Raw genomic sequence first — 25,650 nt, forward strand, 5'->3', positions numbered from 1 at the left:
CATCTATTGATCTTTATTGGCCGTCAACATCAGGCTCTTTCACCTTCGGGGAAATATTATGATAACGAAACGCTCAATACTTATTGGGGGACTGGTTGCCATAAGCGGACTGTTTTCGACCGCCTTTGCCCAGGAAACCGTCATCAAGATCGGCGCCGCCCAGACATCGGCGGCTTCGTTGCCGGTCATCGTTGCCGAACAGGAAGGTTTCCTTAAAGAAGAGGGACTCTCCTATGAACGTTTCGATTTCAAAGGCGGCGGCCCAGCCATTCAGGCGCTTGCCTCCGGCAGCGTCGATGCGTGCATCTGTGCGGTCGAGCATGCGGTTCGCCTTCAGGAGCGGGGATTGGGGGGGAAAGTGCTGGTATCTTTGGCCGATCGCCACAGCTATGCTTTGCTGTCTGACACGGGATCATCCGCTAAGCGTCTTGCTGATTTAAAAGGCCGGAATATCGGTATTACTTCCGCGGGCAGCCTGACGGATACCACGATCCGTTACGCCATTCGGAAAATCGGTCTTGATCCCGATAAGGACTTTAGCCTCATCGCCGTTGGCCGCGCCAGTGCGCAGCGGGCCGCCATTCAGTCCGGCGCGATCTCCGCCGGCATGTTTACCACGCCCGATATTCAGATCACCCTTGCCGACGGCGGCAAGTTCAAAATCCTGGAAGATTACCGCACGCTGGCCTACCCCTCGCAAGGTTTGATCGTGACTAACGTCTGGCTGGAGAAAAATCCGGATAAGGCCGCCAGACTTGCCCGCGCAATCAAAAAGGCGCTGGCGATCATTCACCAGAATCCTCATGTGCTGACGAAAGCCCTGAAGGAGATGTTTCCCGAGGTTAAAGATGAGGCGCTGATCCAGCAGATTATCACTGACGTCACCTCCGGCTATCTTTCGACCGACGGCGTGCTTTCACCGGAAAGCTACACCGTGCTTGGCGAGATTGCCCGGACGGTAAATCCCGATGAGAAGGTCTCTTCCTACGAGGATATCACCATCAAAGATCATCCCTAAGAGAGGGGCCGATGTTTTTCATTACCTTGACCAAGGCTCATCATGATTAAGAACAGCAATACGGGTTTACCTGTTCGGCGGCAGATCCTGTGGCATTCGGCAGTCGTTCCTCAGGCGGCGCTGATCCTCGTTCTGCTTTTGCTCTGGGAGCTTGCCTCTTATCATTTGTACAATCCCTTCTGGGGCAGCCGCCCCAGTATGATTGCGGAGCGTCTGTTTGAACTGGCGGCCGGCGGTCATCTGTGGATGCATACTTCCACGACGCTGCTGGAGGCCGCTGCCGGTCTTCTGCTCGCGGCGGTCGTCGGCGTGCCCGCCGGTATTGGGCTTGCCTGCGCGCCGCGGCTTGCGCGCCTCCTGGATCCTATCATCATGGGGCTCTATGGTTTGCCGCGGGTGGCGCTGGCGCCGCTTTTCATTCTCTGGTTCGGCATCGGCCTGTTTTCCAAAATCACCATGTCGTTCACGATGGTGATTTTCATCTTCATTCTCAATGTGATGGAAGGCATCAGAACGATTGATCCCGACCAACTCGATTTAATGAAGTCGATGCGCGCCGGTCGGATATATATCGCCCGAAACGTGCTTTTCCCCGCGGTTGTACCGTGGATTCTGGCTTCTTTTCGTATCGGCGTCGGCCTTGCGCTGATTGGCGCCGTGGTGGGTGAGCTGATTGGCTCTAATCGGGGGCTGGGGTGGTACATTGAAAGCTCCGGCGGCCAATTGGACACGACAGGGGTATTCAGCGGGCTGGTTGTGCTCATGCTTTTGGCTATGCTGGCCAATTACCTGATCGGCTTCATTGAAAAGAGGGTAATCCGATGGCGCTAATGACCAATATGAATCTATCCGCTAAGGCGCTGACGGATTCCCTGCCGCAGCCGGACCAGCCGTATCGTGCGCAGTTGCGGGATCTCAGGGTGACATTCCCTCTGCCGGACGGCGCGATGCTCAATGTTATTTCTGGTATTTCGTTGACGGTATCGGAAGGCGAGTTCGTTGCTATCGTCGGCCCGAGCGGGTGCGGAAAATCAACGATCCTGCGTGCGCTTTGCGGGTTGCTTAAGCCTTCGGGGGGCGTTGCCATCGTGGATGGAAAACCCGTGACCAGCACACCGCCCGGCGTGGGTTTTATGTTCCAGAAAGATGCGCTTTTGCCCTGGCGGACAGTGAGCGGCAATATCCGCATCGGCGCCGAGCTTGGCGATATGCCGGCGCAAGAGCGGGACGATCGCATTGCCGCGCTGATAAAACTCTTGGGTCTGGACGGTTTTGAAAATGCCTGGCCGCATCAGCTTTCCGGTGGAATGCGCCAGCGTGTTTCACTGGGACGCCTGCTGGCTTATCAGCCGTCTTTGATGCTGATGGACGAGCCTTTTGGCGCGCTTGATTACCAGACCAAGATCGCCATGGGCAGGGAACTGCTCAGGTTATGGGAAGCGGAACGTCGTTCTATCATCTTTGTCACCCACGATATTGAGGAGGCCGTGGCGCTCGCTGACCGGGTGATTGTTTTCAGCGCCCGTCCGGCAAGCGTTATCGCCGATTACAACGTGACCTTACCGAGACCGCGCCAACTGCGCTCCCTGCGCGGCAACCCGTCCTTTATTCAACTCACGGAGGCCATCTGGTCACATTTGGCGATGCCTGCCTGAATCCATCGGCCGACGCAATCCGGCCGCCTGATTGGCGGCGATATCGCCATCTCTGCGGATCCTGGCAGGAACATAAATTCAGTGAGGTAATGCAAAATGGCAGGGTGCCAGATTGTAATTTAAAATCAGTAAGATAAAGGTGATTTTGGCGGTATGAATAGAATATTTTGGTGTCCCCGACTGGAATCGAACCAGTAACTAGCCCTTAGGAGGGGCTTGTTATATCCGTTTAACTACGGGGACTTGGCGCGGGTCATTATACTCATTTTGACCCGGAGAATAAGCACTTAACGGTTTGTTTGCTTAAACTGTCAGCAGTTGGGCCGCTTTATTTCTTACCGCGGCTTTGCTTTTTCTGCTCGCCCGGCTTTTGCGCCGCGTTGTTGCTCATGTCGTTGCGCGTTTGGGCGTGGCTGATCAGGGCAAAAATAAAGGTGCCGCCGATGATGTTGCCCGCCAACGTCGGTAGTGCAAAAGGCCAGATGAAGTCCTGCCAGGCGATTTTGCCGATAAATACGAGATAAAAAATTTCCGAGGCGCCGGCAACAATATGGGTGAGATTACTGAATGCGATCATCCAGGTCATGATGATGATGACCCATATTTTGGCCGAACCGGAGTGCGGCAGCATCCAGACCATGGTGGCGATAATCCAGCCGGAAACGACCGCGTTGGCAAACATTTCTGTCGGCGAATTTTTCATGACTTTCATGGAGATTTCAATCAGCGCCTCGCGGGTGGCGCCGTCAAACACCGGCATGTGGGTGAAGGCCAGTGCGGCAAGCGCGGTTCCCACCAGGTTGCCCGCCAGCACCAGTCCCCATAAGCGGAACAACAGATAGAAATTATGGCGTGCCGGCCGGTGCATCACCGGCAGCACGGCGGTGACGGTATTTTCGGTAAATAGCTGTTGGCGGGCCATAATGACGATCACAAACCCAATGGTGTAGCCAAAACTTTGCAGTAAAAAACCACCGGGAACGCCAACCAGATTAATGTGCAGCATGCCGATAGCCATGAACGAGGTTCCCATGGACAAGCCGGCGGCGATGGCCGACCAGAACAGCGCCATGCCGTCTCGTTCCAGCTCTTTTTGACCTTCCTGACGAATCTCTTCATGTATGGCGGCGGCGGGCGACGGGAGCATTTCTGCATCAAGCTCGATCTCTTTTCCCTGGTTTTTTTCTTCGCTGTCTACTTCATTGTTTTTTTTATCATGTTGGCGTTGGTTGGCTTTTTCTTTATGTATAGGCTGTTTTACCGACGGTTGATTCATCTGTACTCTCTCTGCTGTCCCTTTATTGTTATAAGCGTAGTCGCTTTCAACCTGGGTGGTATCACCAGCTTGCGGCTCCGATGCTATTCTCGTTATGTCGGCGGAAGGGGAAAGTGTGCAGTCCGGCTGCTAAACTGTGCGTGATGCCGGCATGTGTGTGACGTCACGACGACAGTTTGGGGATCGTCTGATAAATACCTGAAAATGCACAAGCTAAAGTAGAAGCAGAGCAATAAAATGTTACACTGTCGGCCGATATTCCGCCCTTTGCTTCCCATCCTGATGGGCCGAGCAGGCTCTGGGAATGCCCCATTCTCAGCCTCGGGTATAACGCAATATAATCAGGGAGAACAAAAATATGAATTACCGCCTGAGCGGGGTGCTGCTTGCCAGTTTGTTACTTCTCGGCTGTGCCAGTTCCGGGGATCGGTCTCAAGAAGGGCGTTCAGACCCGCTTGAAGGTTTTAACCGTACCATGTTCAGTTTTAACTATGATGTGCTGGATCCGTATCTGGTGAGACCCGCGGCCGTTGCATGGCGAGACTATGTGCCGTCCCCGGCGCGTAATGGGCTGAGCAATTTCTTTGATAACCTGTCTGAGCCGGCGTCAATGGTCAACTACTTTGTCGAAGGCAAACCGTATAAAGCCATGGTGCATTTCAATCGGTTTTTCCTGAATACCCTGTTGGGAATGGGCGGGTTGATTGATGTGGCGTCAATGGCGAATCCTAAATTGGCGAAAGAGGAACCTCGCCGTTTCGGTAGCACGCTGGGTAATTATGGTATGGGCTATGGACCGTATGTGGTTCTGCCTGGCTATGGCAGCGCCACCATCCGTGAAGATGGCGGCGGTGTCGTTGATACGCTTTATCCGACGTTGAGCTACCTGACATTCTGGATGTCGGCGGGTAAATGGGTGCTGGAAGGGTTGGAGACCCGGGCTCAACTGCTGGATTCCGACGGATTGCTGCGCAATTCTTCCGATCCGTACCTGATGATACGTGAAGCCTATTTCCAACGGCATGATTTTCTGGCCAGTGACGGGAAGATCACTCCGCAGGTGAATCCCAATGCGGCAGCGATTGAAGATTCTCTTGGTGAAATCGACTCCGCCGAGTAAGCGTATCGTATGTTCGTTCTGTTCCAAGGCACCTTCGGGGGCCTTTGGCTTTTATAAAATGCTGCGGAACGCCTTTTTCATCGATAGGTAAAATGGTTTGTTTCTTAAAAGTTATTACAATGTTGTCTATTTTTTTACTTACAAAAATTTCATTTCCACGCATGGGTAACAATAATGTTACACCGACAGCCGGAATTGACGCCCTTTGTGCTGAAAAGAGTCAGCCAATTGATTTTTTTTGTTAAAAACCTTATTAGCAAAAAGGCCATTAGTGACTATTTTCTATCATGAGGACGATGATTGCGCTGGCGGTAAGGGATGTCTGGAGAGTCTATTTGCCTGCAATTATAAAAATTCAATGAATAGAGATATAAGCATGAAAAAACTACTCACTATGATTTTATGCCTGGGTATGGCTAGTGTTTCCCAGCAGGTCGCGGCGGAAGAAAATACGACGACCGCAGCCGAAAAAACCACGGATGTTGTGCTGATTGGCGGCGGGATCATGAGTTCGACGCTTGGCGCTTATTTGCAAGAGCTTCAACCGGACTGGTCTATCGACATGATAGAGCGTTTGGATAATGTGGCGGAAGAGAGTTCCAATGGCTGGAACAACGCGGGAACCGGCCACTCAGCCTTTATGGAACTGAACTATACCCCGGAAAACCCTAATGGCCCGATTAATATCAGCCAGGCGGTGGCCATCAGCGAAGCATTCGAAATTTCGCGCCAGTTCTGGTCATATCAGGTCAAGAACGGCATTCTTCACGACCCTAACTCTTTTATCAACAGCGTTCCGCATATCAGTTTTGTCTGGGGAGATGAAAATACCCGTTTCCTGAACCAGCGTTATCAGGCGCTGCAGCACAGTACCCTGTTCCGCGGTATGGAGTTCTCTGAAGATCCGAATAAGATCAAAGAGTGGGCGCCTTTGATTATCGAAGGCCGCGATCCGGCGCAGAAGATTGCCGCCACGCGTATGCCGATCGGTACGGACGTCAACTACGGTGAAATTACCCGCCAGTTGGTTGATTCACTGAAGAAGAAACAGAATTTCGCTCTGCACCTTAATTCTGAAGTCAGGGCTATCACGCGGAATGCGGATAAAACCTGGAGCGTGACGTACGCCGATTTGAAAAACGGCGAGAAAGAGTCGGTCATCAAAGCCAAGTTTGTCTTCATTGGCGCTGGTGGCGCGGCATTACAGCTGTTGCAGAAATCCGGCATTCCTGAAGCCGACGCTTATGGCGGTTTCCCGGTGGGGGGCGAATTCCTGGTGACGGATAACCCTGAGGTGGTGAAACGTCATATGGCGAAAGTCTACGGCAAGGCCTCTGTCGGCGCGCCTCCAATGTCGGTTCCCCATCTGGATACCCGTATTTTTGACGGCAAGCCCGTCGTGTTGTTTGGGCCATTCGCCACCTTCTCCAGCAAGTTCCTGAAAAATGGGTCGCTGTGGGATCTGATTGGTTCGGTTACCTTCTCCAACGTTTTGCCAATGACTCACGTGGGGCTGGATAATTTTGACCTGGTTAAATATTTGATTAGTCAGGTGATGATGAATGACGACGACCGTTTCGCCGCCTTGAAGGAGTATTTCCCTGACGCCAAGAAGGAAGATTGGAAACTGATCGTTGCCGGGCAGCGCGTCCAGGTCATCAAGAAAGATGCCGATAAAGGCGGGGTGTTGAAGTTGGGCACCGAGATTGTCAGCTCGCAGGATGGTTCAATCGCGGCTTTGCTGGGGGCTTCTCCCGGCGCCTCCACCGCTGCGCCAATCATGCTGAACCTGATGGAAAAAGTGTTTAAAGATAAGGTCGCTACGCCGGAATGGCAGGCCAAACTGAAGGAAATCATCCCTTCATATGGTCATAAGCTGGATGGAAATATTGAAATGACCAATGACATTCGGCGTTACACCAGCAGCACCCTGAATTTGAATTACATTGAAGTTAAACCGGAATAACGGGTAAGACTTCTCTCTGAGGCCGCGAAAGCGGCCTTTTATTTAGGCGCGGCGCCATGACAGGCTAAAGCGGTGTTTTTCATTCACGTCATGGTCGATGCACGGAATAGCCATATCGTTGATTAAATGTATTATTCGAGTATGTAAAATGATGCAAAACAAGATCGGTCTAACATTCCGGCTATTTTGGACAAGGAAAGATCACGTAAATTTTACACAGGCACAACAATAGAGTGTGACAAATATCACTAAATGCCCCTATGGACAGTAAGTTCTAGTGCTGTGGCGACTCGGTGAGTAGAATAGGAGCGAATAACCATTTTTTGAACCAGATCATATCTGCATATATACCCAATAGATTTCGAGTTGCAGGAAGGCGGCCAACGCACCGGCGGCTTGAAAGATGAAGGTTATAGGTTACTGCCCGTAGAGGAGCAAATGATGACGAACTCGATCAACAAATGTAGTGCTGAAGAAACCGCCGCTTGCTGCTGCGTAGATGTTGGCACGGTGATGGATAATACCGATTGCACCGCGTCTTATAGTAAGGTTTTTGCCGATCGCGCCGAGGCCGAAGCGGTGCTGAAAGCGTTGACGGATAAAGCCCGCTCTGTGGAGTCCGAACCTTGCCAGATCAACAGCAAGCTGGACACCGTGGACGGTGGCGTGAAGTTGGATATCGATTTTATCTTCAGTTGCCAGGCCGAAACGATGATCTTCCAACTGGGCCTGCGTTAATTTCTGCGATGCACTCCGGGGCCATGCGCGGCCCCTATTTTTATTCTTCTCCTTGCCATTCCCGCTGATCTCCCCGTAATGAAGGGGCGAGCCTAATTAATGGTCACGGTTACCGTGACGGTATCGGTATAGGCGCCTGCCGGCTGGTTGGCCTGGGCGCTATTGATGCGTGCGGTATAGGGAATACTCTGTACCAGTCCTAATCCGGTGTCGGCGTAGTCGGCATTTTCGGTCCAGGCGATGTTGTCCCGATAAATCTGATATTGCAGATAGTATGGCGTGCCGTTTACGCTGGCTGTCATTCTGCGCCAGTTGTCATCATCGGGATGTGAACTGGTCAGCTTCACCGTATAGGCGCCGTCCTTGGTGCAGTTTACGCCGATGCTGCTGCTGACCGGCGGAAAATCGGCGGGCAGCGCCGCGATGCCGAAATTGATATTGGGAGCGCTGGCGATCAGGCAGTCATTGGTGATGGTCAGCGACAGACTCAGCGTGGATGTAAGGGTGCCTTCGCTGTAAACGCATAACCCCAATACCCCGACGCTGCATACCTTGTAATCCCATTTGATCGTGATGACATCGGTATAGGTTCCGGCGGCGACGTTATTGCCCACGCTGGTTTTGATGTAGATGGGCAGCGTGCCGTCGGAGGCATTGAACAATCCCAGCAGCCCCAGAAAGGTGGTCTGGCTCCAGGTATTGCTGGAGCCAATATCGTAGAGCGATGCGCAGCCGGAATCCATGCACAACGTGTAGGCAATATAGTCGCTGCTGCTGTCGCGGCGTAGCCGCATGGTGTTGCCGGCGGCATTAGTGTCGCCGACAATCGTCGCCGTAATGGTGTTGGTGCTGATGAGACTCAGAACACTGCCGCTGCAACTGAACCCGCTGCCGGAGGTGACTATCTGCGATGTTCCGTTAACGCCTACGACGGAAGAGGCGTACGGACCGAGAACCGTGCTGCTGGCGGGCGCCGTACAGGCGGAAAATCCATACGGCGCGACGCTCAGCCCCAGTATCAGCACAGCGATGCGTAATAGCGAACTCTTCAGCATGGTTTTATCCTTTATTGTCTGTTTGGCAGGTCAGCGGACCGATACTCGCCATCATGGTCAGGTTTTTGGGCAGGGTGAATTCCACCCGGCAGGTCTGACCGTCTTCCTGTTTAAACCGTAAACGGTTAACGGCGCCAAGATTGGAAAAATACGCCAGTCCATCGTGGCCGCTGATGGTCGTGGCGCCGCTGACCTCCTCGGTAACCCAGGTGCCGATAGCCAGCGGCTGGCCCTGACTATTACGTAAAGCAATATTGGCGGAAAGCACCTGATGGATGGGGAAGGTCACGACGATACCGCTGCCTTCCTTGACCGAAATGCGATCTTCTACGCGGGGTGTTTCCACATTGGCGGGAAGCGGCAGCGGATCGATGGCTACATTGGCCGAGTAGTTGGATGTCACCCAGGGCACCAGCAGATGTCCCCGTCGGTTGGTTACCCCCACCAACTGGTTTTCGTACTTGACCGGCACCCCTTCGTAGCCTTCGGTATCGACGATGATGAAGGCATCGTTAATGCGATTGCTGGGAAATAGGCTGCCGTCCATATAGATCAGCGAACCGCTGCTTTCCCCCCACTGCGTGGTGTTGCCTTCATTACCGTAGACGCCGCCCTGCAGCAGATTGTAAGGGCCGCGCCAGCTCAGCGAGCCCTGGTGATAAGGATTTTTCCCCGCGGCGTAAGCCAGGTTCCAGCCGAATCCGCCGTCGGTAGGTGCGGCGCGGGTGACCCCCAAGCGGGGAGCGTAATTGCTGTTCGCGTCACGCTGCACGCCGGCGTTGATGGTGTCGCTTGAACCAAAGGGAACAACCAGTTGGATCTGCGCGCTGTAGTCATTTTCTCCCAGCGTTTTGTTGAGGGCGGCGTAGATCGAACTGTTTTTCCACAACTGACGGCTATAAGACAGGTTCAGTAATTTGATGCGCGAACGATCGGACGAGGTGATATCGAAATAGCCGACGCCCAGCGTACCGTTTCCCTTGCCGAACAGCTGGGTGCTCAGTGTGGCCTGATTGCTCTCGCGGCTGAGGGGCATATCGCTGTAAATGGTGGTCAGATCGCGATACGACGGGTTGCGTTTGGCATGTTGCAGGTTCAGCCCGAATAATTGGGCGTAATAGGAATATCCCAGCGTGTATTGCTGGCCGCTGGCGTTTTTTTCGCTTTGGCTGTACGACGCGCTGACCGTTCCCCAGCGGCCAACGGTAAAATCGGTGCCTGCGCCCGCCAGATACAGATCCTGCATCGCTTCCGCATGGCTGGAAAGCGTCAGCCAGTTGGTGAGGCCGTAACGATAAATGCCGCTGAAAGCCGGGTTGGAGGAATAGGCCTCATTTCTGAATCCGTAGCCCTGGCGCAGCGCGCCCACCGATAAGTCGAAATCGCTCAGACCGGCGCGCAGCAGTTCGTTGGAAACATAAAACGGGATGGTGGTGGACACCTGCCGCCCCTGAGCGTCGGTGGTGATGACCGTCGCTTCGCCGGCGCCGTTGAGATACGGCGTATTGGTTAGCGTGAACGGGCCGGGATTCAGGGTGGTGCTATTGGCCCTATACCCATTAATAAACAGATCCAGCGTGCTGGGAACCGCTGCCGAGCCGGTATACTGCAACATCGGATAGGTCACGATGTCGGGGCGCAAACCAAAATTGCGGCTGACGCGCGCGCCGCCCATGCGCACGGAATTGCTCCAGGTCAGCGAGTTGCTGACCAAATCCCCCACCTGATAAGTCAGTACGCGATCGCTGTCGCTGTAGCGCCAGTAAGTATCGAAGCGTCGATAACCGTCAGGCTGGCCGCCGGTGCCGTTTTCGGTTCTGAAGTTGTAGATGCCGGTGTTGGACAGAATGCCGTAGTCGCTGAACAGGCGCTGTTCCATTAGGGTATTCAGCGTGTCTGCGCCGCCGGACGGGGCGGAGTAATAGGCGTTATAGTTAAACAGCAATCCCACGCTGCTGCGTGGTTGGATACGTTCCGAACCGATAGCTCCGCCCTCGACGCTCTGTTCGGGGAGCCAGGAAGGCGGTACGGTCAGTTTTAATCGCTGTTGACTGGGATCGTACTCCGCTTTGACGCCAGGCAGTTGATTGACATTAACCTGTCCCCACGTTTTTTTCGGCAATCTGATTTTATTTTCTTCCAGTACCGAGGCATCTACATAATAATTTCCATTGCGATAATTAACTGGTACAACGATATTATTACTCTGATCGTTGACGACAAGGGTTAAATAATAAACGGCTTCATCAATTGACGGCCGGACTCGCGGCGGCGGCGGCAGATCGGTATATTCTTCCGCATAGGGCGATGCAGAATAAAAAAATAATAGACAGACGGCAGAGGCCAATAATGCGTGAGGCGCCGCGATGGCATATTTTCTCACGTTAATGACTATCTTCATTATATCCTTGCTAATAAAGAGCACGTTATTTACGTTTAATCAGAACCGGCTCGGTAATATCGGATAAATTGGTAAAAAGCTGCTGGGAACTTCCCGGCACCGCGGTGCCCGCCGGCAGCGGCCAGCGCATTTCCTGTCCGGGTAGGACATAGCCCAGAAAACCGCTGGTCATGGTGATTTTGTTGCTGGCGCCGTCCGGCGTTGTCGACCAATACACATTACTGAGCCGGGCGTGAACCCGTCCGTTATTACGCAGGGAAAGATAGGGTTTCCCCGCGACCGACACGATACTCCAGTACAAATCTGGCCGAATCGGACCATCGATGGCGCGTTTTTTGCCGGGACGCTCCTGCGTCCATATGCCTTCGCCGTCAATAAATAACGGCAATAGATAGCGCATTTGAAACTGCAATCCCATTTTCGGCGTCTGCCGATCGCGATAGGGTTCGGCGATCTCGTCGATAATGATGCGATAGGCGCGTTCGGTATTAGCCGGCGCCGGGGTGGCGCGCATCAGACGAATCATATGGCGCTTGCCGGGATCGAGCGAGGTGAAGGGCGGCGTGGCGATGACGTCCTGCTGTTCGGCATAGCGGTCCTTAAAATCCACCTGCTTCCAGGCCATAATCCGGATTTGCATTCCCACGGGCGCGCTGCCCTTGTTTTCCAGCCACAGGGCGGAGGCGTTTTCATCGGACTCGATAACCTGATAAATCGGCCAGACGAGAATATTGCTGGCGGCGAAGCAGCGCGCGGCGCTGATAGCCACTATCAGCATAACTAATTGAATAAAAATGACTAATTTTTTCTTCATGTTTTATTATGCCTATTTTAATAGGTCACACTGACGGTTACGCTATCGGTATATTCCCCTGCCGGCGGCAGCGGCGCGGCGCCGAAATATCGTGCATACACGGTGTAGGTCTGCGTGGCGGCGGGAAAAGATGAAATGCTCATCGCCAAATCACCGGTTCCCCATACCTGCGTACGCGACGCGTCGCGATAGAGCTGATACGGCAGCGAACGCGTTCCCGCCGTATTCATGACGTAGCGCCGCGAACTGCTTCCGCCGTGCAGCCCATAGTCCAGTTCGATGGACACCGTTATGCCGGGCGTGCAAGTCACGACAATCGATCCGTTGCCCGCCGAACTGGCCACGTCGACATTGGCGACGGCGGCGCTTTGCGTACCGAAATCGATGTTTCCCAGATCGGATATACTGCTGCCGACGTTATTGCCGAACGCGCATCCTTTCTGAATTTCCGCGCCTACGGTAAAGGTGCTGCTCACGGTCAATGCCCCGGCTGGAGCGGCGACCAGTGGCAGCAAAGCGATGAACAGCATTGGTCGGCATGACATTCTGCTTTCCTGTCGTTAATCAAGGGGGGCAGTAATAACGGGGACATCGGGCCGAAAAGGGTGTGGCCGCTCCCACTGCCTGATGGCATAAGGGATAAATTCGGGCTGCATTCGCGCTTCCTTGTGATTTAACCATCATAAAAAAGGCCAAAACCAAACGGTGATGGCCTTGAACATCACTACCATTCAACGGTGGCGGCAACCGTATCGGTATAGGTGCCTGCGGTTGGCGCCAGAATGGTTTGATCCGAAGGCAGAATGCGGGCATGAACGGGAATGGTTTGCGCGCTCCCGGTGGCGGTGAGAGCAATGCCGGTGGTGTCGTTCAGCGGTATTTCCGTGGTCATATTGGCGTCGGTGTATAAACGATAGGGAATATTGTAGCTGCCCCCGCTTGATGCCAGCGTTCGTAGCGAGCTGTTGTCGTTTGCCCCTGTACCGATGCGCACGGTTGCGGGCGTGCCGGTTGAACAGATCACCGTTAATCCGCTTCCGGCGGTGCTGGTCACCTGACCGTCAATATTGGTGGCCAGACTGTCGTGCGTGCCGAAATCGATGGAGCCCCATGTGCTGCCGCTACTGGTGCCGCTGTCCACCGCACATGCCGTGGTAATGGTTAATGTCACTCCGATATTGCCAGTGACCGTTTCACTGTGCGCGACTGAAGCGCCGCCCAGCGCAAACAACGCTACCAGGGGAGGTAAGAGCGTTTTCTTTGCATTCATATTAACTCCTTTATATTTAACCGCATTTATTTCACCAGTAATAAGAAACAGGCTGGATAATTCATCGGCATACCTGTCGTTATTCCCGTCGCTGGTGGCGTATTAACCATTTATTAATAACGATAAAGTTAATCATTATTATGGATGATATTAATCGAATGGCTGAGCCTTCTGTGTTTTCAGCGTGTTTGGATGTTTTCATGGTGAAAATAAAAAGTACCGCAGGGAGATTAATATGATTATTAATATATTAATCGTAACGTTCCACATAAATAATAGTGGCGAATGCTATTTGTAATGCCAATGGTTATTTCTCCGCGCCTGATGATGCAATTATCTATGACGGGATTTTATTTTTATTTATTAAGGATAATTAGCCTATCAAATTAAAGATAGAAGCAGAATGGATGTTTAACAATGCGTGCATATTGATATGTAATAAAAAAGTTTAAAAGGTAATGATGTTGCTATTTTATGTTTTTTTATTCCTTGTTCTTGGGTTTTTGTGGTGTTTTAATCCAAAATGATGATCTTTATCTCTACCTTGGCTAAGGGCGTACGAAAGGAGGAACGGTGAGCTTGAGATGGCGTTTGAATGTGACCACCGGCTTATCGTAGATTGATTTTGGTGGAAATAACCGGTTCGCTGCAATTTGTCATACCTGACGAGCCCGCGGAAGGAAGCGAAAACACCCACTTTATTTAGTGATTAAATTTACAACAGGAATCTGTAATAATAACCTCTCGTTGTAAGCTGACATGGTATCAGGCTGGCCTGTTTTACATATCAACTTATTGATTCGTAATCATTTTGATTACAATGTTTGTCATCAACATAGCGGTGTGATATGCAAGTTTTGATTATGCGTCATGGTGATGCCGTACCTGATGCTGCCAGCGATTCGCTGCGGCCCCTGAGTGCGCGTGGTTATGATGAATCGCAGAAGATGGCGTTTTGGTTGAATAACCAGGGGATGAATATCGATCGCATTTTGGTCAGTCCTTACCTGCGCGCGCAGCAAACGTTGGCGGCGATTAGGGATATTTTGCCATTGTCCGTGGAGGACGAATGCCTGCCGGAGCTAACGCCCGGCGGCAATGCCAAATTAGTCAGCTATTATCTGCAAACGTTGGCAAGAGAAGGGACGGACTCGGTGCTGGTGGTCTCTCACCTGCCATTGGTCGGCTATCTGGTCGCGGAGTTATGTCCTGCCGAAACGGCGCCCATGTTTGCGACTTCGGCCATTGCCTGCGTCAGCGTCGATGCGCAATCGGGGCAAGGGGTGTTCGACTGGCAGGTCAGTCCGTCTCAGCTGGCGCGGAAGATTTCATAACCAAGGCGCTTCTTGCCAACAGACGGTATTGTCTGGGCGCCGCCCGGGTTATTTTTACGACGGCGCATCCAGGGTGACGAGCACCAGCAACGCGGCATCTCCGCCGAACTCTTTGGGCGCCTGGTGAAACGCCAGTACATCGGGATGTTGCGCCAGCCACAGCGGCGTCTGCTGTTTCAGAATATGTTTGCCGTGACCGTGCATGACGCAGGCGCAATAGACGTGTTCCCGGCGGCAGGCGGCCAACAGCGCCCCCAGTTCCTGCTTGGCCTGCAATTGCGTCAGGCCATGCAGATCGAGAAACAGCTCGGGGGAGTAGTCTCCCCGCCGCAGTTTTTTCAATTCATAGTGGTTGGCGCCAGGGCGAACGTAACGAGTCGGTCCGTCGCTTTCCAACTGCGGCTGAAATTCGTCTGAAAAATAAAAGCTGGCATCGGCCTGCTCCTGCAATGCCCGTCTGGGCGGCAACTCGCTGAGTTTGCGGCGTACCGGCTTATGGAGATAGGTATCCTGGCGTAACTTTTTAGTGCCGGAGACTGAAGCGCGAAAGAGCTGTAATTCTTCGTCATTCAGTGCGTATTTATTCTTCATTGGTCGTTCACTCTACATCAACATCCCGCCAGTTTACCTTTTCTCTGTTCCGCCGCTAAATAAAAGTCGGCCTAACCCTTAGCTCTACGGGTTATAACTGCTGATTTGTCGCGGGCTTCATGGCAAACTAGGCGTCAATTTTCCATTCAGATGTGTCTGCGGAGGATAACCTTGGACAAAATTTTCGTCGACGAGGCCATCAACGATCTTCATACCATACAGGATATGTTGCGTTGGGCTGTCAGTCGGTTTAACGCAGCCAATGTCTATTATGGTCACGGGACGGATAATCCGTGGGATGAAGCCGTCCAACTGGTTCTGCCCAGCCTGTTTTTACCTCTTGATATTCCAGAGGATATGTATACCTCCCGTTTAACATCCAGCGAGCGCCATCGCATTGTCGAACGCGTTATTCGCCGGGTAAATGAACGCATCCCGGTCGCCTACCTGACCAACAAAGCCTGGTTCTGCGGCCTGGAGTTCTATGTGGATGAGCGGGTGCTGGTGCCGCGTTCGCCTATCGGCGAATTAATCGGTAATTACTTCGGTGAATTGCTGCCAAAAGCGCCCGGGCATATTCTGGATATGTGCACCGGCAGCGGCTGTATTGCGATTGCCTGCGCCCAGGCTTTTCCGCAAGCGGAAGTCGACGCGGTGGACATCTCTACGGATGTGCTGACCGTGACCGAACAGAACATACAGCAACACGGCATGGAACATTGCGTTACGCCCATCCGTTCCGATCTGTTTCGCGACTTGCCCGCGATCCAGTACGACCTGATCGTGACCAATCCGCCTTATGTCGATGAAGAAGACATGTCGGATCTGCCGCAGGAGTTCCGCTATGAGCCAGAATTAGGGCTGGCGGCAGGGAGCGATGGTCTGAAACTGGTGCGCCGTATTTTGGCTTGTGCGCCGGACTATCTCAGCGATGACGGCGTGCTGATTTGCGAAGTGGGCAACAGCATGGTGCACCTGATCGATCAATATCCCGATATCCCGTTCACCTGGCTGGAGTTCGACAACGGCGGTGACGGGGTATTTATGTTAACCAAATCTCAACTTATTGATTGCCAATCGCATTTCAGCCTATACCGTGACTGATTCGATGCATAAGTTAGAACCACTATTTATACTTATACGCTAAGGAGCTGTGATGGCAGGAAACAGTATTGGGCAATTTTTCCGCGTCACCACGTTTGGTGAGTCCCACGGAATTGCCCTGGGCTGTGTGGTTGACGGCGTGCCGCCGGGGATCCCGCTGACGGAAGCCGATCTGCAACACGATCTGGACCGTCGCCGCCCGGGAACGTCCCGTTACACGACTCAGCGCCGCGAACCCGATCAGGTCCGTATTCTTTCCGGGGTATTTGAAGGCGTTACCACCGGAACCAGCATCGGTTTATTGATCGAAAATACCGATCAGCGCTCGCAGGATTACAGCGCCATTAAGGATGTTTTCCGTCCGGGTCATGCAGATTACACCTATGAACAAAAATACGGTCTGCGCGATTATCGCGGCGGCGGCCGTTCTTCGGCGCGTGAAACCGCGATGCGGGTCGCCGCCGGGGCGATAGCGAAAAAATATCTGCAACAGATGCATGGTGTGAAGATCCGCGGCTATCTCTCGCAGATCGGGGATGTGACCTGTGAGCTGAAAGACTGGAGTCTGGTTGAACAGAATCCCTTTTTCTGCCCGGATGCCGACAAATTGGAGGCATTGGATGAGCTGATGCGGGCGCTGAAGAAAGAAGGCGATTCCATCGGCGCCAAGGTCAGCGTGGTAGCGGAATCCGTTCCCGCCGGGTTGGGAGAACCGGTGTTTGATCGTCTTGACGCCGATCTGGCACACGCCCTGATGAGTATCAATGCGGTGAAAGGGGTGGAGATTGGCGACGGATTTGCGGTCGTGACGAAACGCGGTAGCGAAAACCGCGACGAGATTACCCCGCAGGGTTTCCAGAGCAACCACGCCGGCGGTATTTTAGGCGGCATCAGCAGCGGCCAGCACATTATTGCTCATCTGGCATTGAAACCGACATCCAGCATCATGGTGCCGGGAAGAACCATTAACCGTCAGGGCGAGGCGACGGAAATGGTGACCCGCGGGCGTCACGATCCCTGCGTGGGGATCCGTGCGGTGCCGATTGCCGAAGCGATGATGGCGATTGTGTTAATGGATCACCTGCTGCGCCAGCGTGCGCAGTGCGGCGATGTTGAAAGTCAGGTTCCCCGCTGGTAACACATGATGAAAAAAGGGTTTATTGGGTTTATCGCATTGGCATGCTGCGCACCGCTATGGGCGAAGACCCCCTGGCAGGAAATCACGCACCCGGTTGCGGGCGCGTCTCAGGCCATCGGCGGCTTTTCCAACGGTTGCATCATCGGCGCGCAACCGCTGCCGCTGCAGTCGCCGGATTATCAAGTCATGCGCGTCGATCAACGACGTTACTATGGCCATCCCGATCTGTTGGCTTTTATTACCCGTCTGAGTTCGGCGGTTAAACGCCGTACGGCCGCCAACGTATTGATTGGCGATATGGGGATGCCGGCCGGCGGGCGTTTTAGCAGCGGTCATGCCAGCCATCAGTCCGGTCTGGATGTTGATATCTGGCTGCAATTGCCGAAACAGCGCTGGAGTGAGCAACAGCTTCTTAAGCCGCAGCCTATCGATTTGGTCGCGGGAAATGGCCGCCAGATTAATCCCCGCGTCTGGCAACCCGAAGTGGAGAAACTGGTGAAGCTGGCGGCGAAAGATAGCGAGGTGACGCGCATTTTCGTTCATCCGGCGATAAAAAAACAACTGTGCGCCGAAGCGGGTCAGGATCGCGACTGGTTACGCAAGGTCCGCCCGTGGTTCGGCCACCGTGCGCATATGCACGTTCGTCTGCGCTGTCCGGCCGATAGCCTGGAGTGTCAGGAACAGGCGCCGCCGCCCGCAGGCGACGGATGCGGAGCCGAGTTAACCAGTTGGTTCCAACCTAAGCAGCCGGGGCAGGAACCGCCAGTCAAAACCTCTCCGCCGCCGTTGCCTCCTTCTTGCCAGGCTTTGATCGATAGACATTTTGCCGCGGAATAAATGAATTATGGATTGGTTTGTTGTTGGGCCAGAAATGTTGGCCATTCTGTTTTTTGTCGCGGTGTTGGCGGGATTTATCGACTCTATCGCCGGCGGCGGCGGTTTATTATGCGTACCGGCTTTGCTTGCCGTCGGGCTATCGCCCGCACAGGCGCTGGCGACCAATAAATTGCAATCCATGGGCGGATCGTTTTCAGCCAGCCTCTATTTTATTCGCCGGCGGGCGGTTAATTTGGGGGAACAAAAGCTGGCGATCGCCTTGACGTTCGTCGGCTCAACGTTTGGCGCCTGGCTGATCCAGCAGATCCACGCCGATTTTCTACGCCAACTGTTGCCGATGCTGATCATCGGCATCGGCCTCTATTTCCTGCTGTCGCCGAAAATTGGCGATGAAGATCGGCAACACCGGCTGTCAGGACTGCCGTTTGCGTTGATCGCGGGCGGCTGCGTCGGGTTCTATGACGGCTTCTTTGGTCCGGGGGCCGGATCGTTTTATGCATTGGCCTTTGTCACGCTGAGCGGTTTTAATCTGTCAAAGGCGACGGCACATGCCAAAATCCTCAATTTCACCTCTAATTTCGGCGGGCTGCTGTTTTTTATGCTCGGCGGGAAAGTGGTGTGGGGCTTAGGCGCGGTGATGCTGGCGGGGCAGTTTATCGGCGCGCGGCTCGGCGCCAAAATGGTGTTGAGCAAAGGGCAGAAACTGATTCGTCCCATGCTGGTGATTGTTTCCGCTATCATGAGCTGCAAACTTATTTATGACAGTCATGGTCATGATATCGCACAGTGGCTGGGGCAATTTTTCTGATGACGACAAAGACCAACACGCACCACTATCAGCAATTAATTGATATTTTTAATGATTGCTTTAGCGAAGAGTACAACACCCGCTTAGTTAAGGGGGACGATGAGCCCATCTATCTGCCGGCGGACGAGCAGGCGCCGTATCATCGGATTATCTTTGCGCACGGTTTTTATGCCAGCGCGCTGCATGAAATTTCCCACTGGTGCGTCGCCGGCGAACAACGGCGTTTGCAGGTGGATTTCGGCTACTGGTATTGCCCCGATGGGCGTGATGCACTGACCCAGTCTCAGTTTGAATCCGTTGAGATTAAACCGCAGGCATTTGATTGGCTGTTTTGCGTGGCGGCGGATTTTCCGTTTAACGTCAGCTGCGACAATCTGAATGGCGACATTGAGCCGGATCGTATTGCTTTTCAACGCCGGGTTCATGCACAGGTGATGCTCTATCTGCAGCAGGGGATCCCGACACGCTCCGCGCGCTTTATTAATGCGTTGCAATCGTTTTACAATACGCCGCCGCTGACGGCAGAGCGCTTTCCCTATCCAGCCGATCTCTGCTGAATCGTGCTGAAAACCGATTAACTGAGGATGATAAATGATCGCAGAATTTGAGGCGCGTATTCTGGCGCTGATTGATGACATGGTGGAGCATGCCAGCGACGACGAACTTTTTGCCGGCGGTTATCTGCAAGGTCATTTGACAGTGTCAGTGGCGGCAGCGGAGGAGAACGGCGAACATACTCCGGAAGCGCTTTATGCGCGGGTTAGCGGCAGTATTGATAACGCCATCAAAAACGGTGAGCTTTCCCCGCCGGATCAAGTCCTGGTGAATGAGATGTGGGAAAGGTTATTTCAGCAGGCGATGAGCCGGCAAACGCATTAACTCTGATTATCTTGTGCCGGCGGGCCGCCCGCCGGAACGAATAGCGCGCAGTTCTTTTAAAACAGCGTGCATAGCAGATAAAAGAACAACAAACTGAGCAGAACGCAAATAACCATACTGCGGATAAAAAACGCGATAATGACGCTAAAAACCGCTCCCCAGAAATAAGGATTATCAGGAAACGGCCGCAACTCCCCCTGCGTTAGCAGAATAACGGGCCCACAGATCGCGCTAAGCAGACAAGGCGCCGAGTATTTCAGCGCTTCATGCACCAGATCCGGCAGTTTTACCGGCGTTCGGGGTTCAAGGAAGATATAGCGGTTGAAGAACACGATCCCGGCCAGCGCGCACAGTAATAACCAACTCATACTTTCTCCCCCGCGGTGCGTGAAACCATGACGGAAAACATCATTCCGCAGAGGCCGGAAATAATTATCGCCCCTTCCACGTGGTAGTAAGACAGCAGCATAGACGCAAGCAGAGAGAATACCACGCCGGAAAAGACGCTGAGGCGATTGATCATGGGTACGATTAGCGTAATAAAGGTGGCGATAATTGAAAAATCGAGATGATATTTCCCCAGATCGGGAATGGCGTTCGCCATAAAAATGCCCAGCAGGCTGCATATATTCCAGCAAAGATAAAATACCAGTCCGGCGCCAATCAGATACCCCGGCGTCAGCACGGCTTTATTCTTTTTCGCCATGCTTAGCGCAAAGAGTTCATCCGTAAGCAGAAAACCGATTGGAATACGGTAACGGACATGTAATAGGGAAACGAACTCCCTGAGCGTCAGTCCGTAAATAAAATGTTGGGCGGTCAGAAAAAAGATGGAAACAACGATGGTAAACAAACTGGCGCCGGACATCAGCAGGCCCAGCGTGACGAGTTGCGCAGCGCCGGCAAAGATGATGGCGGACATTCCGACGGCCTGCCATAGGCTCAGCCCGGATTGTATCGCCATTGAACCCGCCAGAATCCCCCACGGAATGACCGACAGGCACAGCGGCAACATCGCCACCGCCCCGGCGCCAAAGCCACGCCATGGAGATAGCGTTTTCTTTTCATCTGGCGTTAACCAGCCAGCCTCCGGTGTATTCATAGATAATCATATCCTCAGAAGAAACTATGAATACAGCCTACGGTGATAGCGTAATGATGTATTGAATAAAATTGCTCAGTAAATAAATACCGCTAACCTGTTATCTGATAATTCGCAGGGAAATTCAGCGAGCGTATAAATTCGCCCGGTGTAATTCCCTGGGCTCTTTTAAAGTGGCGATTGAAATGACTTTGATCGGAAAAACCGCACAGCGAGGACACCGTTAATATGCCGTGTCCGGCCAGTAATAATGATTTGGCTTTTCGCAACCGGGCATGAACTAAATAAGCGTGCGGCGTCATGCCCACCGTTTTTTTGAACTGGCGTAAAAAATGCCACGGGCTGAGCATTGCGACATTCGCCAGTTCGATCAGCGACACATTCTGTTCGGGGCAGGCATCGATTAACGCTTTAGCGTTGGCGATATGGTTACCGGAATCCGGTAAGTCGCGTTCAGAAATACGGCTTTTCCCATATTGCATGATCAACCAGGCCAGCGATGAGAAGAGCAATGTTTCTTTCAGCAGCGAGTTGCTTTCCTGCGTTAACAAGGTAAATGTCAGGCGCAGCTGTTCCGACAGACCGGGATCGTGCACTACAGCATCAGGAAACCAGGGGATCGCCCCCTGAGATTGTTGAAGGTCGCGGGAAAGGGAACGCAGCAAATCAAGGGTGGGATAAATCGCCCGATATGACCATCCGCCAGCGACGGCCGAATGTCCGGTATGAATTTCATCGGCGTTCACCAGGATAATGTCGCCCTTGGGCGCAACATGCTCGCCGCCGGTGCGGTAAAATCGCTGCGCGCCTTCTTCAATCACGCCGATACAGAAATTTTCATGAGCGTGGCGGGAGAAGCGCTGCCGTTTGTAGCGAGCTTGCAGCATTTCCAAACCGCCGAACTCTTTAAAATGGCGAAAATGGGCTTGTTCCCGTGTCTTTTCCTTTTCAGCCATTGAGCGCCCCCATGATGTTGCCGCTTGGTATAAAATTGCCGTCGGTGTTTAACCTGTACCTGTTTTACTCTTAAACCGGCCTGCCTTTCAGCAGTTTTCTGATCCAAAAACGATTAGGATTGAGCGCAGCCAGCGTTTCGCGGTCCAGCGGCAGCGGTTCATCAAAAATTTGAGCGGCCAGAATCTCGGCGGCCAATGGCGCGGAGCACAGTCCCCGCGATCCCAGCGCGCCGATAATGAACAGGTTGGGGTAGACCGGCGCCAGCGGGAGATTTTCCGCATGGCGCAGCGATTGCGGCAGATCCTGATAGCACGCAAGCGTCTGTTGATAATCCGCTACCGCGCCCACTAAAGGCAGATGATCGCGCAGCGCGCAACGGACGCCCTGACGCGCCTGACGGCCGCTCACGTCAATCTGCCGCGCCCATTCCGCCTGCGGCAGACAGTGCAACAACCGCTGACGATTTTCCTGTTGCTCTTCTTCCCGGTAGTCGGCGCCGCTATCGCCGCGTTGATAGCTGGCGCCGATGCAGTGCGCCTGGTGCTGCGGGCTGACGGGCGTCAGATAACCGTCATAGCAAAGTACCTGTTTTAGCCGCTGTAACGCCGGCGTCGTCGGGATATGGCTTACCTGGCCGCGAACCGCATAGCATGGCAGATGTTGGGTCTGGGGCCACTCCGACAGTTGATAGCCATTGGCCAGAACCAGTACGGTATGTTCCATTTGCTGATGGTTATTCAGCCTCAGTCGCCAGCCCGTGGCGGCTTGCTCAATCTGGGAAACCGTCGTGTTCATGTGTATGCGCAGCCCCTGTCGCCGGGCCAGTTCCAGCGCCGACGCCGTTAACTCCGCCGGACACAGCCAGCCGCCATCGGGGTAGGTGATGCCCCCTGCGCCAAGCGTCAGGTTGTTCAAGGCTTCAAGCTGCTCCGCGGTGACGCCGAAAACCAGTTCCGGCGGCCATTCGCCTTGTAAAATATGTTCAATTTTACGCGCGCTTTTCTGGTCATAGGCCAGTTGGCTGACGCCGCACCACTGATGTTCAAAACTGACGCCCTGCGCCGCCAGTTCGGCATAGTGGCGGCGCGCAAAAGTGAATGCGGCGGCGAAAAAACGCGACAGCGCATCGTGCTTATTATTCAGCAGGGGATACAGCGCGCCTTGCCGGTTGCCCGACGCGCCCTGCGCCGGTTGACCATCGGCACAGTAGAGCGTCACCGTCGCGCCGCGGCGTTGTAGCGCCAGCGCGGTCAACACACTGGCGATGCCGCCGCCGATAATGGCGATATCGTGGGTTGCGGCGGCTGGCGGACGAGCATACCAGGGGGCGGCGGAGGGAACGGAAACGCATTCCGGCAGATCCCCGCTCAGCATTTCGCGTTTTTGGCCGAATCCTTTGATTTTGCTGATGTTAAACCCCGCCTGCTGGAGCCCGCGCCGGACGAATCCGGCGGCGGTAAAGGTGGCGAATGTCCCTTGCCGGCGGCCAAGACGCGCCATGGCGTGGAACAGATTCTCCGTCCACATGTCCGGATTTTTGGACGGCGCAAAGCCATCGAGGAACCAGGCATCGACTTTATGATGCAGTGATTCGTCCAGGGTCGGCAGCAGCGTATTGACATCGCCGAACCACAGATCGAGGGTGACGCGCCCCTGCGCCAGTATCAGACGATGGCAGCCCGACAGCGGTAAAGGCCACTGCCGGCGCAATTCCTGCGCATATTTCGCCAGTTCAGGCCATTGGGCGTGAGCCGCGGCCAGATCGTGCCGGCGCAGCGGAAATTTCTCGAAGCTGATGAAATGCAGGCGACGTAACGGCGCCTGCGGCGACCGGGAATGGAAATCGTCAAAGGCCTGCCACAGCGTGAGAAAATTGAGGCCGGTGCCGAAACCGGTTTCCGCCACCACGCAAATCTCGCGCGGATGCGTCATAAAGCGTGCGGGGAACTGGTTGCCTTTTAAAAATACATAGCGGGTTTCCGCCAGCCCATCCTGATTCGAAAAATAGACGTCATCAAATTGTTGCGATACAGGTGTACCCTGTTCGTTCCAACTTAACGACGCGTGTTGGATGGAGCGGTTATTCACGGCAACTGACTCATTATTCAAGCGGTGTAGCGATTTTAACGATCGGAATGTTGAGGCGCAAATTTAGTGAAAGTTCGGCTGATCGGACTTGTTCAGCTTACAACTGTACGCTAAAGTGCGATGCGAAATCCCAAACTTTATAAGTGGAAGAGGTATTGAATGAAACGTGCAGTGATTACTGGTCTGGGGATCGTATCAAGCATAGGTAATAACCAGCAGGAAGTTCTGGCGTCTTTGCGGGAAGGCCGCTCGGGTATTACTTTCTCTCAAGAGCTGAAAGATTCCGGCATGCGTAGTCACGTCTGGGGTAACGTTAAGCTGGACACCACAGGCCTCATCGATCGCAAAGTGGTGCGCTTTATGAGTGATGCATCGATTTATGCCTATCTGTCTATGGAGCAGGCGATTAAAGATTCTGGTCTGAGCGACGATCAGGTTTCCAACGATCGCACTGGTCTGATCGTTGGTTCCGGCGGCGGTTCTCCGCGTAATCAGGTTGCGGGTACTGACGGCATGCGGGCGAAAGGTCTGCGTGGCGTGGGTCCCTATATGGTCACCAAAGCTATGGCTTCCGGCGTTTCCGCCTGCCTGGCGACGCCATTCAAAATCCGTGGCGTTAACTACTCTATCAGCTCCGCCTGTGCGACTTCAGCACACTGTATCGGCAACGCGGTAGAGATGATCCAACTGGGCAAGCAGGACGTGGTATTCGCCGGCGGCGGCGAAGAGCTGTGCTGGGAGATGGCCTGTGAGTTCGATGCCATGGGCGCGCTGTCTACCAAATATAACGAAACGCCGGAAAAAGCGTCCCGTACGTATGATGCCGATCGCGACGGTTTTGTCATCGCCGGCGGCGGCGGTATCGTGGTGGTTGAAGAGCTGGAGCATGCGCTGGCGCGCGGCGCGCACATCTACGGTGAAATCATCGGCTACGGCGCGACGTCCGATGGCGCGGATATGGTTGCCCCGTCAGGGGAAGGCGCGATGCGTTGCATGAAGATGGCGCTGCAGGACGTGGATGCGCCGATCGACTACATCAACACGCACGGCACCTCTACGCCGGTTGGCGATGTGAAAGAACTGGGGGCGATTCGTGAAGTGTTCGGTGAGAACATTCCGGCGATTTCCGCCACGAAAGCGATGACCGGTCACTCACTGGGCGCGGCCGGTGTTCAGGAGGTGATTTATACTCTGCTGATGCTGGAACATGGCTTTATCGCACCGAGCATTAACGTTGAAACGCTGGACGAACAGGCTGTCGGCATGAACATTATCACCAAGCCGACAGAGCGTAAACTGACGACGGTGATGTCGAACGGTTTCGGTTTCGGCGGCACCAACGCCACGCTGGTGATGAGCAAGTTTGAGAAGTAACCTCGCATAACCCGTCATCGCTCGCCTTGCATGACGTTGTCTCTCGCGCCCCGTGAACATCATGTTGACGGGGCGTTTGACTTTCAGTCAGCGCGAATCTTGACAGGCTGTGGGCTTCCCTGTTT

The 25,650-nt window shown here is 53.7% G+C and carries 25 protein-coding genes and 1 tRNA gene; 14 read left to right on the forward strand and 12 right to left on the reverse strand.

Features of this window, described 5'->3' with window-relative positions; translation table 11 throughout:
• Positions 1–58 precede the first annotated feature (58 nt).
• The 3 genes from ACN28R_RS02940 to ACN28R_RS02950 are packed head-to-tail and all read left to right on the forward strand — an operon-like array spanning position 59 to position 2,673.
• On the forward strand, positions 59–1,018 hold the full coding sequence (locus ACN28R_RS02940; protein WP_095833536.1) for an ABC transporter substrate-binding protein: 960 nt from the start codon (positions 59–61) through the stop codon (positions 1,016–1,018).
• 42 nt (positions 1,019–1,060) lie between these two features.
• A complete protein-coding gene (locus ACN28R_RS02945) occupies positions 1,061–1,849 on the forward strand; it encodes an ABC transporter permease (protein WP_236840176.1) in 789 nt (262 codons plus the stop codon).
• Positions 1,840–2,673: an ABC transporter ATP-binding protein gene (locus tag ACN28R_RS02950; protein WP_095833537.1), complete on the forward strand. Its 834-nt coding sequence runs from the start codon at positions 1,840–1,842 to the stop codon at positions 2,671–2,673. Before ACN28R_RS02945 ends, ACN28R_RS02950 begins: the two co-directional genes overlap by 10 nt.
• Before the next feature lie 168 nt (positions 2,674–2,841).
• On the opposite strand, the gene ACN28R_RS02955 is transcribed toward ACN28R_RS02950, so the two are convergent.
• A tRNA-Arg gene (locus ACN28R_RS02955) sits at positions 2,842–2,916 on the reverse strand.
• Positions 2,917–3,001: 85 nt separating this feature from the next.
• Complete coding sequence (locus tag ACN28R_RS02960; RefSeq protein WP_048638051.1) at positions 3,002–3,949, reverse strand: formate/nitrite transporter family protein; 948 nt, start codon at positions 3,947–3,949, stop codon at positions 3,002–3,004.
• Positions 3,950–4,307: 358 nt separating this feature from the next.
• On the opposite strand from ACN28R_RS02960, the gene mlaA reads away from it, so the two are divergent.
• From mlaA to ACN28R_RS02975, 3 genes are all read left to right on the forward strand, one after another.
• Positions 4,308–5,069: a phospholipid-binding lipoprotein MlaA gene (gene mlaA / locus ACN28R_RS02965; RefSeq protein WP_048638052.1), complete on the forward strand. Its 762-nt coding sequence runs from the start codon at positions 4,308–4,310 to the stop codon at positions 5,067–5,069.
• A gap of 376 nt (positions 5,070–5,445) precedes the next feature.
• A complete protein-coding gene (gene mqo / locus ACN28R_RS02970) occupies positions 5,446–7,035 on the forward strand; it encodes a malate dehydrogenase (quinone) (protein WP_095833538.1) in 1,590 nt (529 codons plus the stop codon).
• Between the two features lie 441 nt (positions 7,036–7,476).
• Complete coding sequence (locus ACN28R_RS02975) at positions 7,477–7,773, forward strand: YfcZ/YiiS family protein (protein WP_095835709.1); 297 nt, start codon at positions 7,477–7,479, stop codon at positions 7,771–7,773.
• A gap of 92 nt (positions 7,774–7,865) precedes the next feature.
• On the opposite strand, the gene ACN28R_RS02980 is transcribed toward ACN28R_RS02975, so the two are convergent.
• The 5 genes from ACN28R_RS02980 to ACN28R_RS03000 form a co-directional block, all read right to left on the reverse strand.
• On the reverse strand, positions 7,866–8,828 hold the full coding sequence (locus ACN28R_RS02980) for a Csu type fimbrial protein (RefSeq protein WP_095833539.1): 963 nt from the start codon (positions 8,826–8,828) through the stop codon (positions 7,866–7,868).
• 4 nt (positions 8,829–8,832) lie between these two features.
• Entirely contained in the window at positions 8,833–11,229 is a 2,397-nt protein-coding gene (locus tag ACN28R_RS02985) for a fimbria/pilus outer membrane usher protein (protein WP_095833540.1), read from the reverse strand.
• A gap of 25 nt (positions 11,230–11,254) precedes the next feature.
• Positions 11,255–12,043 (reverse strand): fimbrial biogenesis chaperone, encoded by a 789-nt coding sequence (locus ACN28R_RS02990; protein WP_095833541.1) that lies wholly within the window; start codon positions 12,041–12,043, stop codon positions 11,255–11,257.
• Between the two features lie 17 nt (positions 12,044–12,060).
• Positions 12,061–12,588, reverse strand: a complete 528-nt coding sequence (locus ACN28R_RS02995) for a Csu type fimbrial protein (RefSeq protein WP_095833542.1) — start codon at positions 12,586–12,588, stop codon at positions 12,061–12,063.
• Between the two features lie 179 nt (positions 12,589–12,767).
• On the reverse strand, positions 12,768–13,313 hold the full coding sequence (locus tag ACN28R_RS03000; protein ID WP_048638057.1) for a Csu type fimbrial protein: 546 nt from the start codon (positions 13,311–13,313) through the stop codon (positions 12,768–12,770).
• A gap of 848 nt (positions 13,314–14,161) precedes the next feature.
• Between ACN28R_RS03000 and sixA the strand changes: the two genes are divergently transcribed.
• Positions 14,162–14,647, forward strand: a complete 486-nt coding sequence (sixA, locus tag ACN28R_RS03005) for a phosphohistidine phosphatase SixA (RefSeq protein ID WP_048638058.1) — start codon at positions 14,162–14,164, stop codon at positions 14,645–14,647.
• A 54-nt stretch (positions 14,648–14,701) separates the two neighbouring features.
• Here the strand turns inward: sixA and smrB are convergent, their stop codons facing one another.
• Positions 14,702–15,238, reverse strand: a complete 537-nt coding sequence (smrB, locus tag ACN28R_RS03010) for an endonuclease SmrB (protein ID WP_048638059.1) — start codon at positions 15,236–15,238, stop codon at positions 14,702–14,704.
• A gap of 171 nt (positions 15,239–15,409) precedes the next feature.
• Here smrB and prmB point away from each other — a divergent pair, with 171 nt between their 5' ends.
• The 6 genes from prmB to ACN28R_RS03040 are packed head-to-tail and all read left to right on the forward strand — an operon-like array spanning position 15,410 to position 20,004.
• Complete coding sequence (gene prmB, locus ACN28R_RS03015; RefSeq protein WP_095833543.1) at positions 15,410–16,342, forward strand: 50S ribosomal protein L3 N(5)-glutamine methyltransferase; 933 nt, start codon at positions 15,410–15,412, stop codon at positions 16,340–16,342.
• Positions 16,343–16,394: 52 nt separating this feature from the next.
• Positions 16,395–17,480 (forward strand): chorismate synthase, encoded by a 1,086-nt coding sequence (gene aroC, locus ACN28R_RS03020; protein WP_095833544.1) that lies wholly within the window; start codon positions 16,395–16,397, stop codon positions 17,478–17,480.
• A gap of 6 nt (positions 17,481–17,486) precedes the next feature.
• On the forward strand, positions 17,487–18,317 hold the full coding sequence (gene mepA / locus ACN28R_RS03025) for a penicillin-insensitive murein endopeptidase (protein WP_095833545.1): 831 nt from the start codon (positions 17,487–17,489) through the stop codon (positions 18,315–18,317).
• A gap of 7 nt (positions 18,318–18,324) precedes the next feature.
• Positions 18,325–19,125 (forward strand): sulfite exporter TauE/SafE family protein, encoded by an 801-nt coding sequence (locus ACN28R_RS03030; protein WP_048638063.1) that lies wholly within the window; start codon positions 18,325–18,327, stop codon positions 19,123–19,125.
• Positions 19,125–19,682, forward strand: coding sequence for an elongation factor P hydroxylase (locus ACN28R_RS03035; RefSeq protein WP_095833546.1), 558 nt, complete (start codon positions 19,125–19,127; stop codon positions 19,680–19,682). The genes ACN28R_RS03030 and ACN28R_RS03035 overlap by 1 nt, the downstream gene beginning before the upstream one ends.
• 34 nt (positions 19,683–19,716) lie before the next feature.
• A complete protein-coding gene (locus ACN28R_RS03040; RefSeq protein ID WP_095833547.1) occupies positions 19,717–20,004 on the forward strand; it encodes a YfcL family protein in 288 nt (95 codons plus the stop codon).
• A 56-nt stretch (positions 20,005–20,060) separates the two neighbouring features.
• Here ACN28R_RS03040 and ACN28R_RS03045 read toward each other — a convergent pair whose 3' ends face one another.
• The 4 genes from ACN28R_RS03045 to mnmC all read right to left on the reverse strand — a co-directional run bounded on the left by ACN28R_RS03045 (position 20,061) and on the right by mnmC (position 24,151).
• A complete protein-coding gene (locus ACN28R_RS03045; protein WP_095833548.1) occupies positions 20,061–20,372 on the reverse strand; it encodes an AzlD domain-containing protein in 312 nt (103 codons plus the stop codon).
• A complete protein-coding gene (locus tag ACN28R_RS03050; RefSeq protein WP_231604360.1) occupies positions 20,369–21,019 on the reverse strand; it encodes an AzlC family ABC transporter permease in 651 nt (216 codons plus the stop codon). Before ACN28R_RS03050 ends, ACN28R_RS03045 begins: the two co-directional genes overlap by 4 nt.
• A 179-nt stretch (positions 21,020–21,198) precedes the next feature.
• Positions 21,199–22,062: an AraC family transcriptional regulator gene (locus tag ACN28R_RS03055; protein ID WP_095833550.1), complete on the reverse strand. Its 864-nt coding sequence runs from the start codon at positions 22,060–22,062 to the stop codon at positions 21,199–21,201.
• Positions 22,063–22,132: 70 nt separating this feature from the next.
• Positions 22,133–24,151 (reverse strand): bifunctional tRNA (5-methylaminomethyl-2-thiouridine)(34)-methyltransferase MnmC2/FAD-dependent 5-carboxymethylaminomethyl-2-thiouridine(34) oxidoreductase MnmC1, encoded by a 2,019-nt coding sequence (mnmC, locus tag ACN28R_RS03060; RefSeq protein ID WP_095833551.1) that lies wholly within the window; start codon positions 24,149–24,151, stop codon positions 22,133–22,135.
• 159 nt (positions 24,152–24,310) lie between these two features.
• On the opposite strand from mnmC, the gene fabB reads away from it, so the two are divergent.
• Positions 24,311–25,525: a beta-ketoacyl-ACP synthase I gene (gene fabB, locus ACN28R_RS03065; RefSeq protein ID WP_048638070.1), complete on the forward strand. Its 1,215-nt coding sequence runs from the start codon at positions 24,311–24,313 to the stop codon at positions 25,523–25,525.
• Positions 25,526–25,650: the final 125 nt, after the last annotated feature.

This window comes from Brenneria goodwinii (assembly GCF_002291445.1).
Lineage (GTDB): Bacteria > Pseudomonadota > Gammaproteobacteria > Enterobacterales > Enterobacteriaceae > Brenneria > Brenneria goodwinii.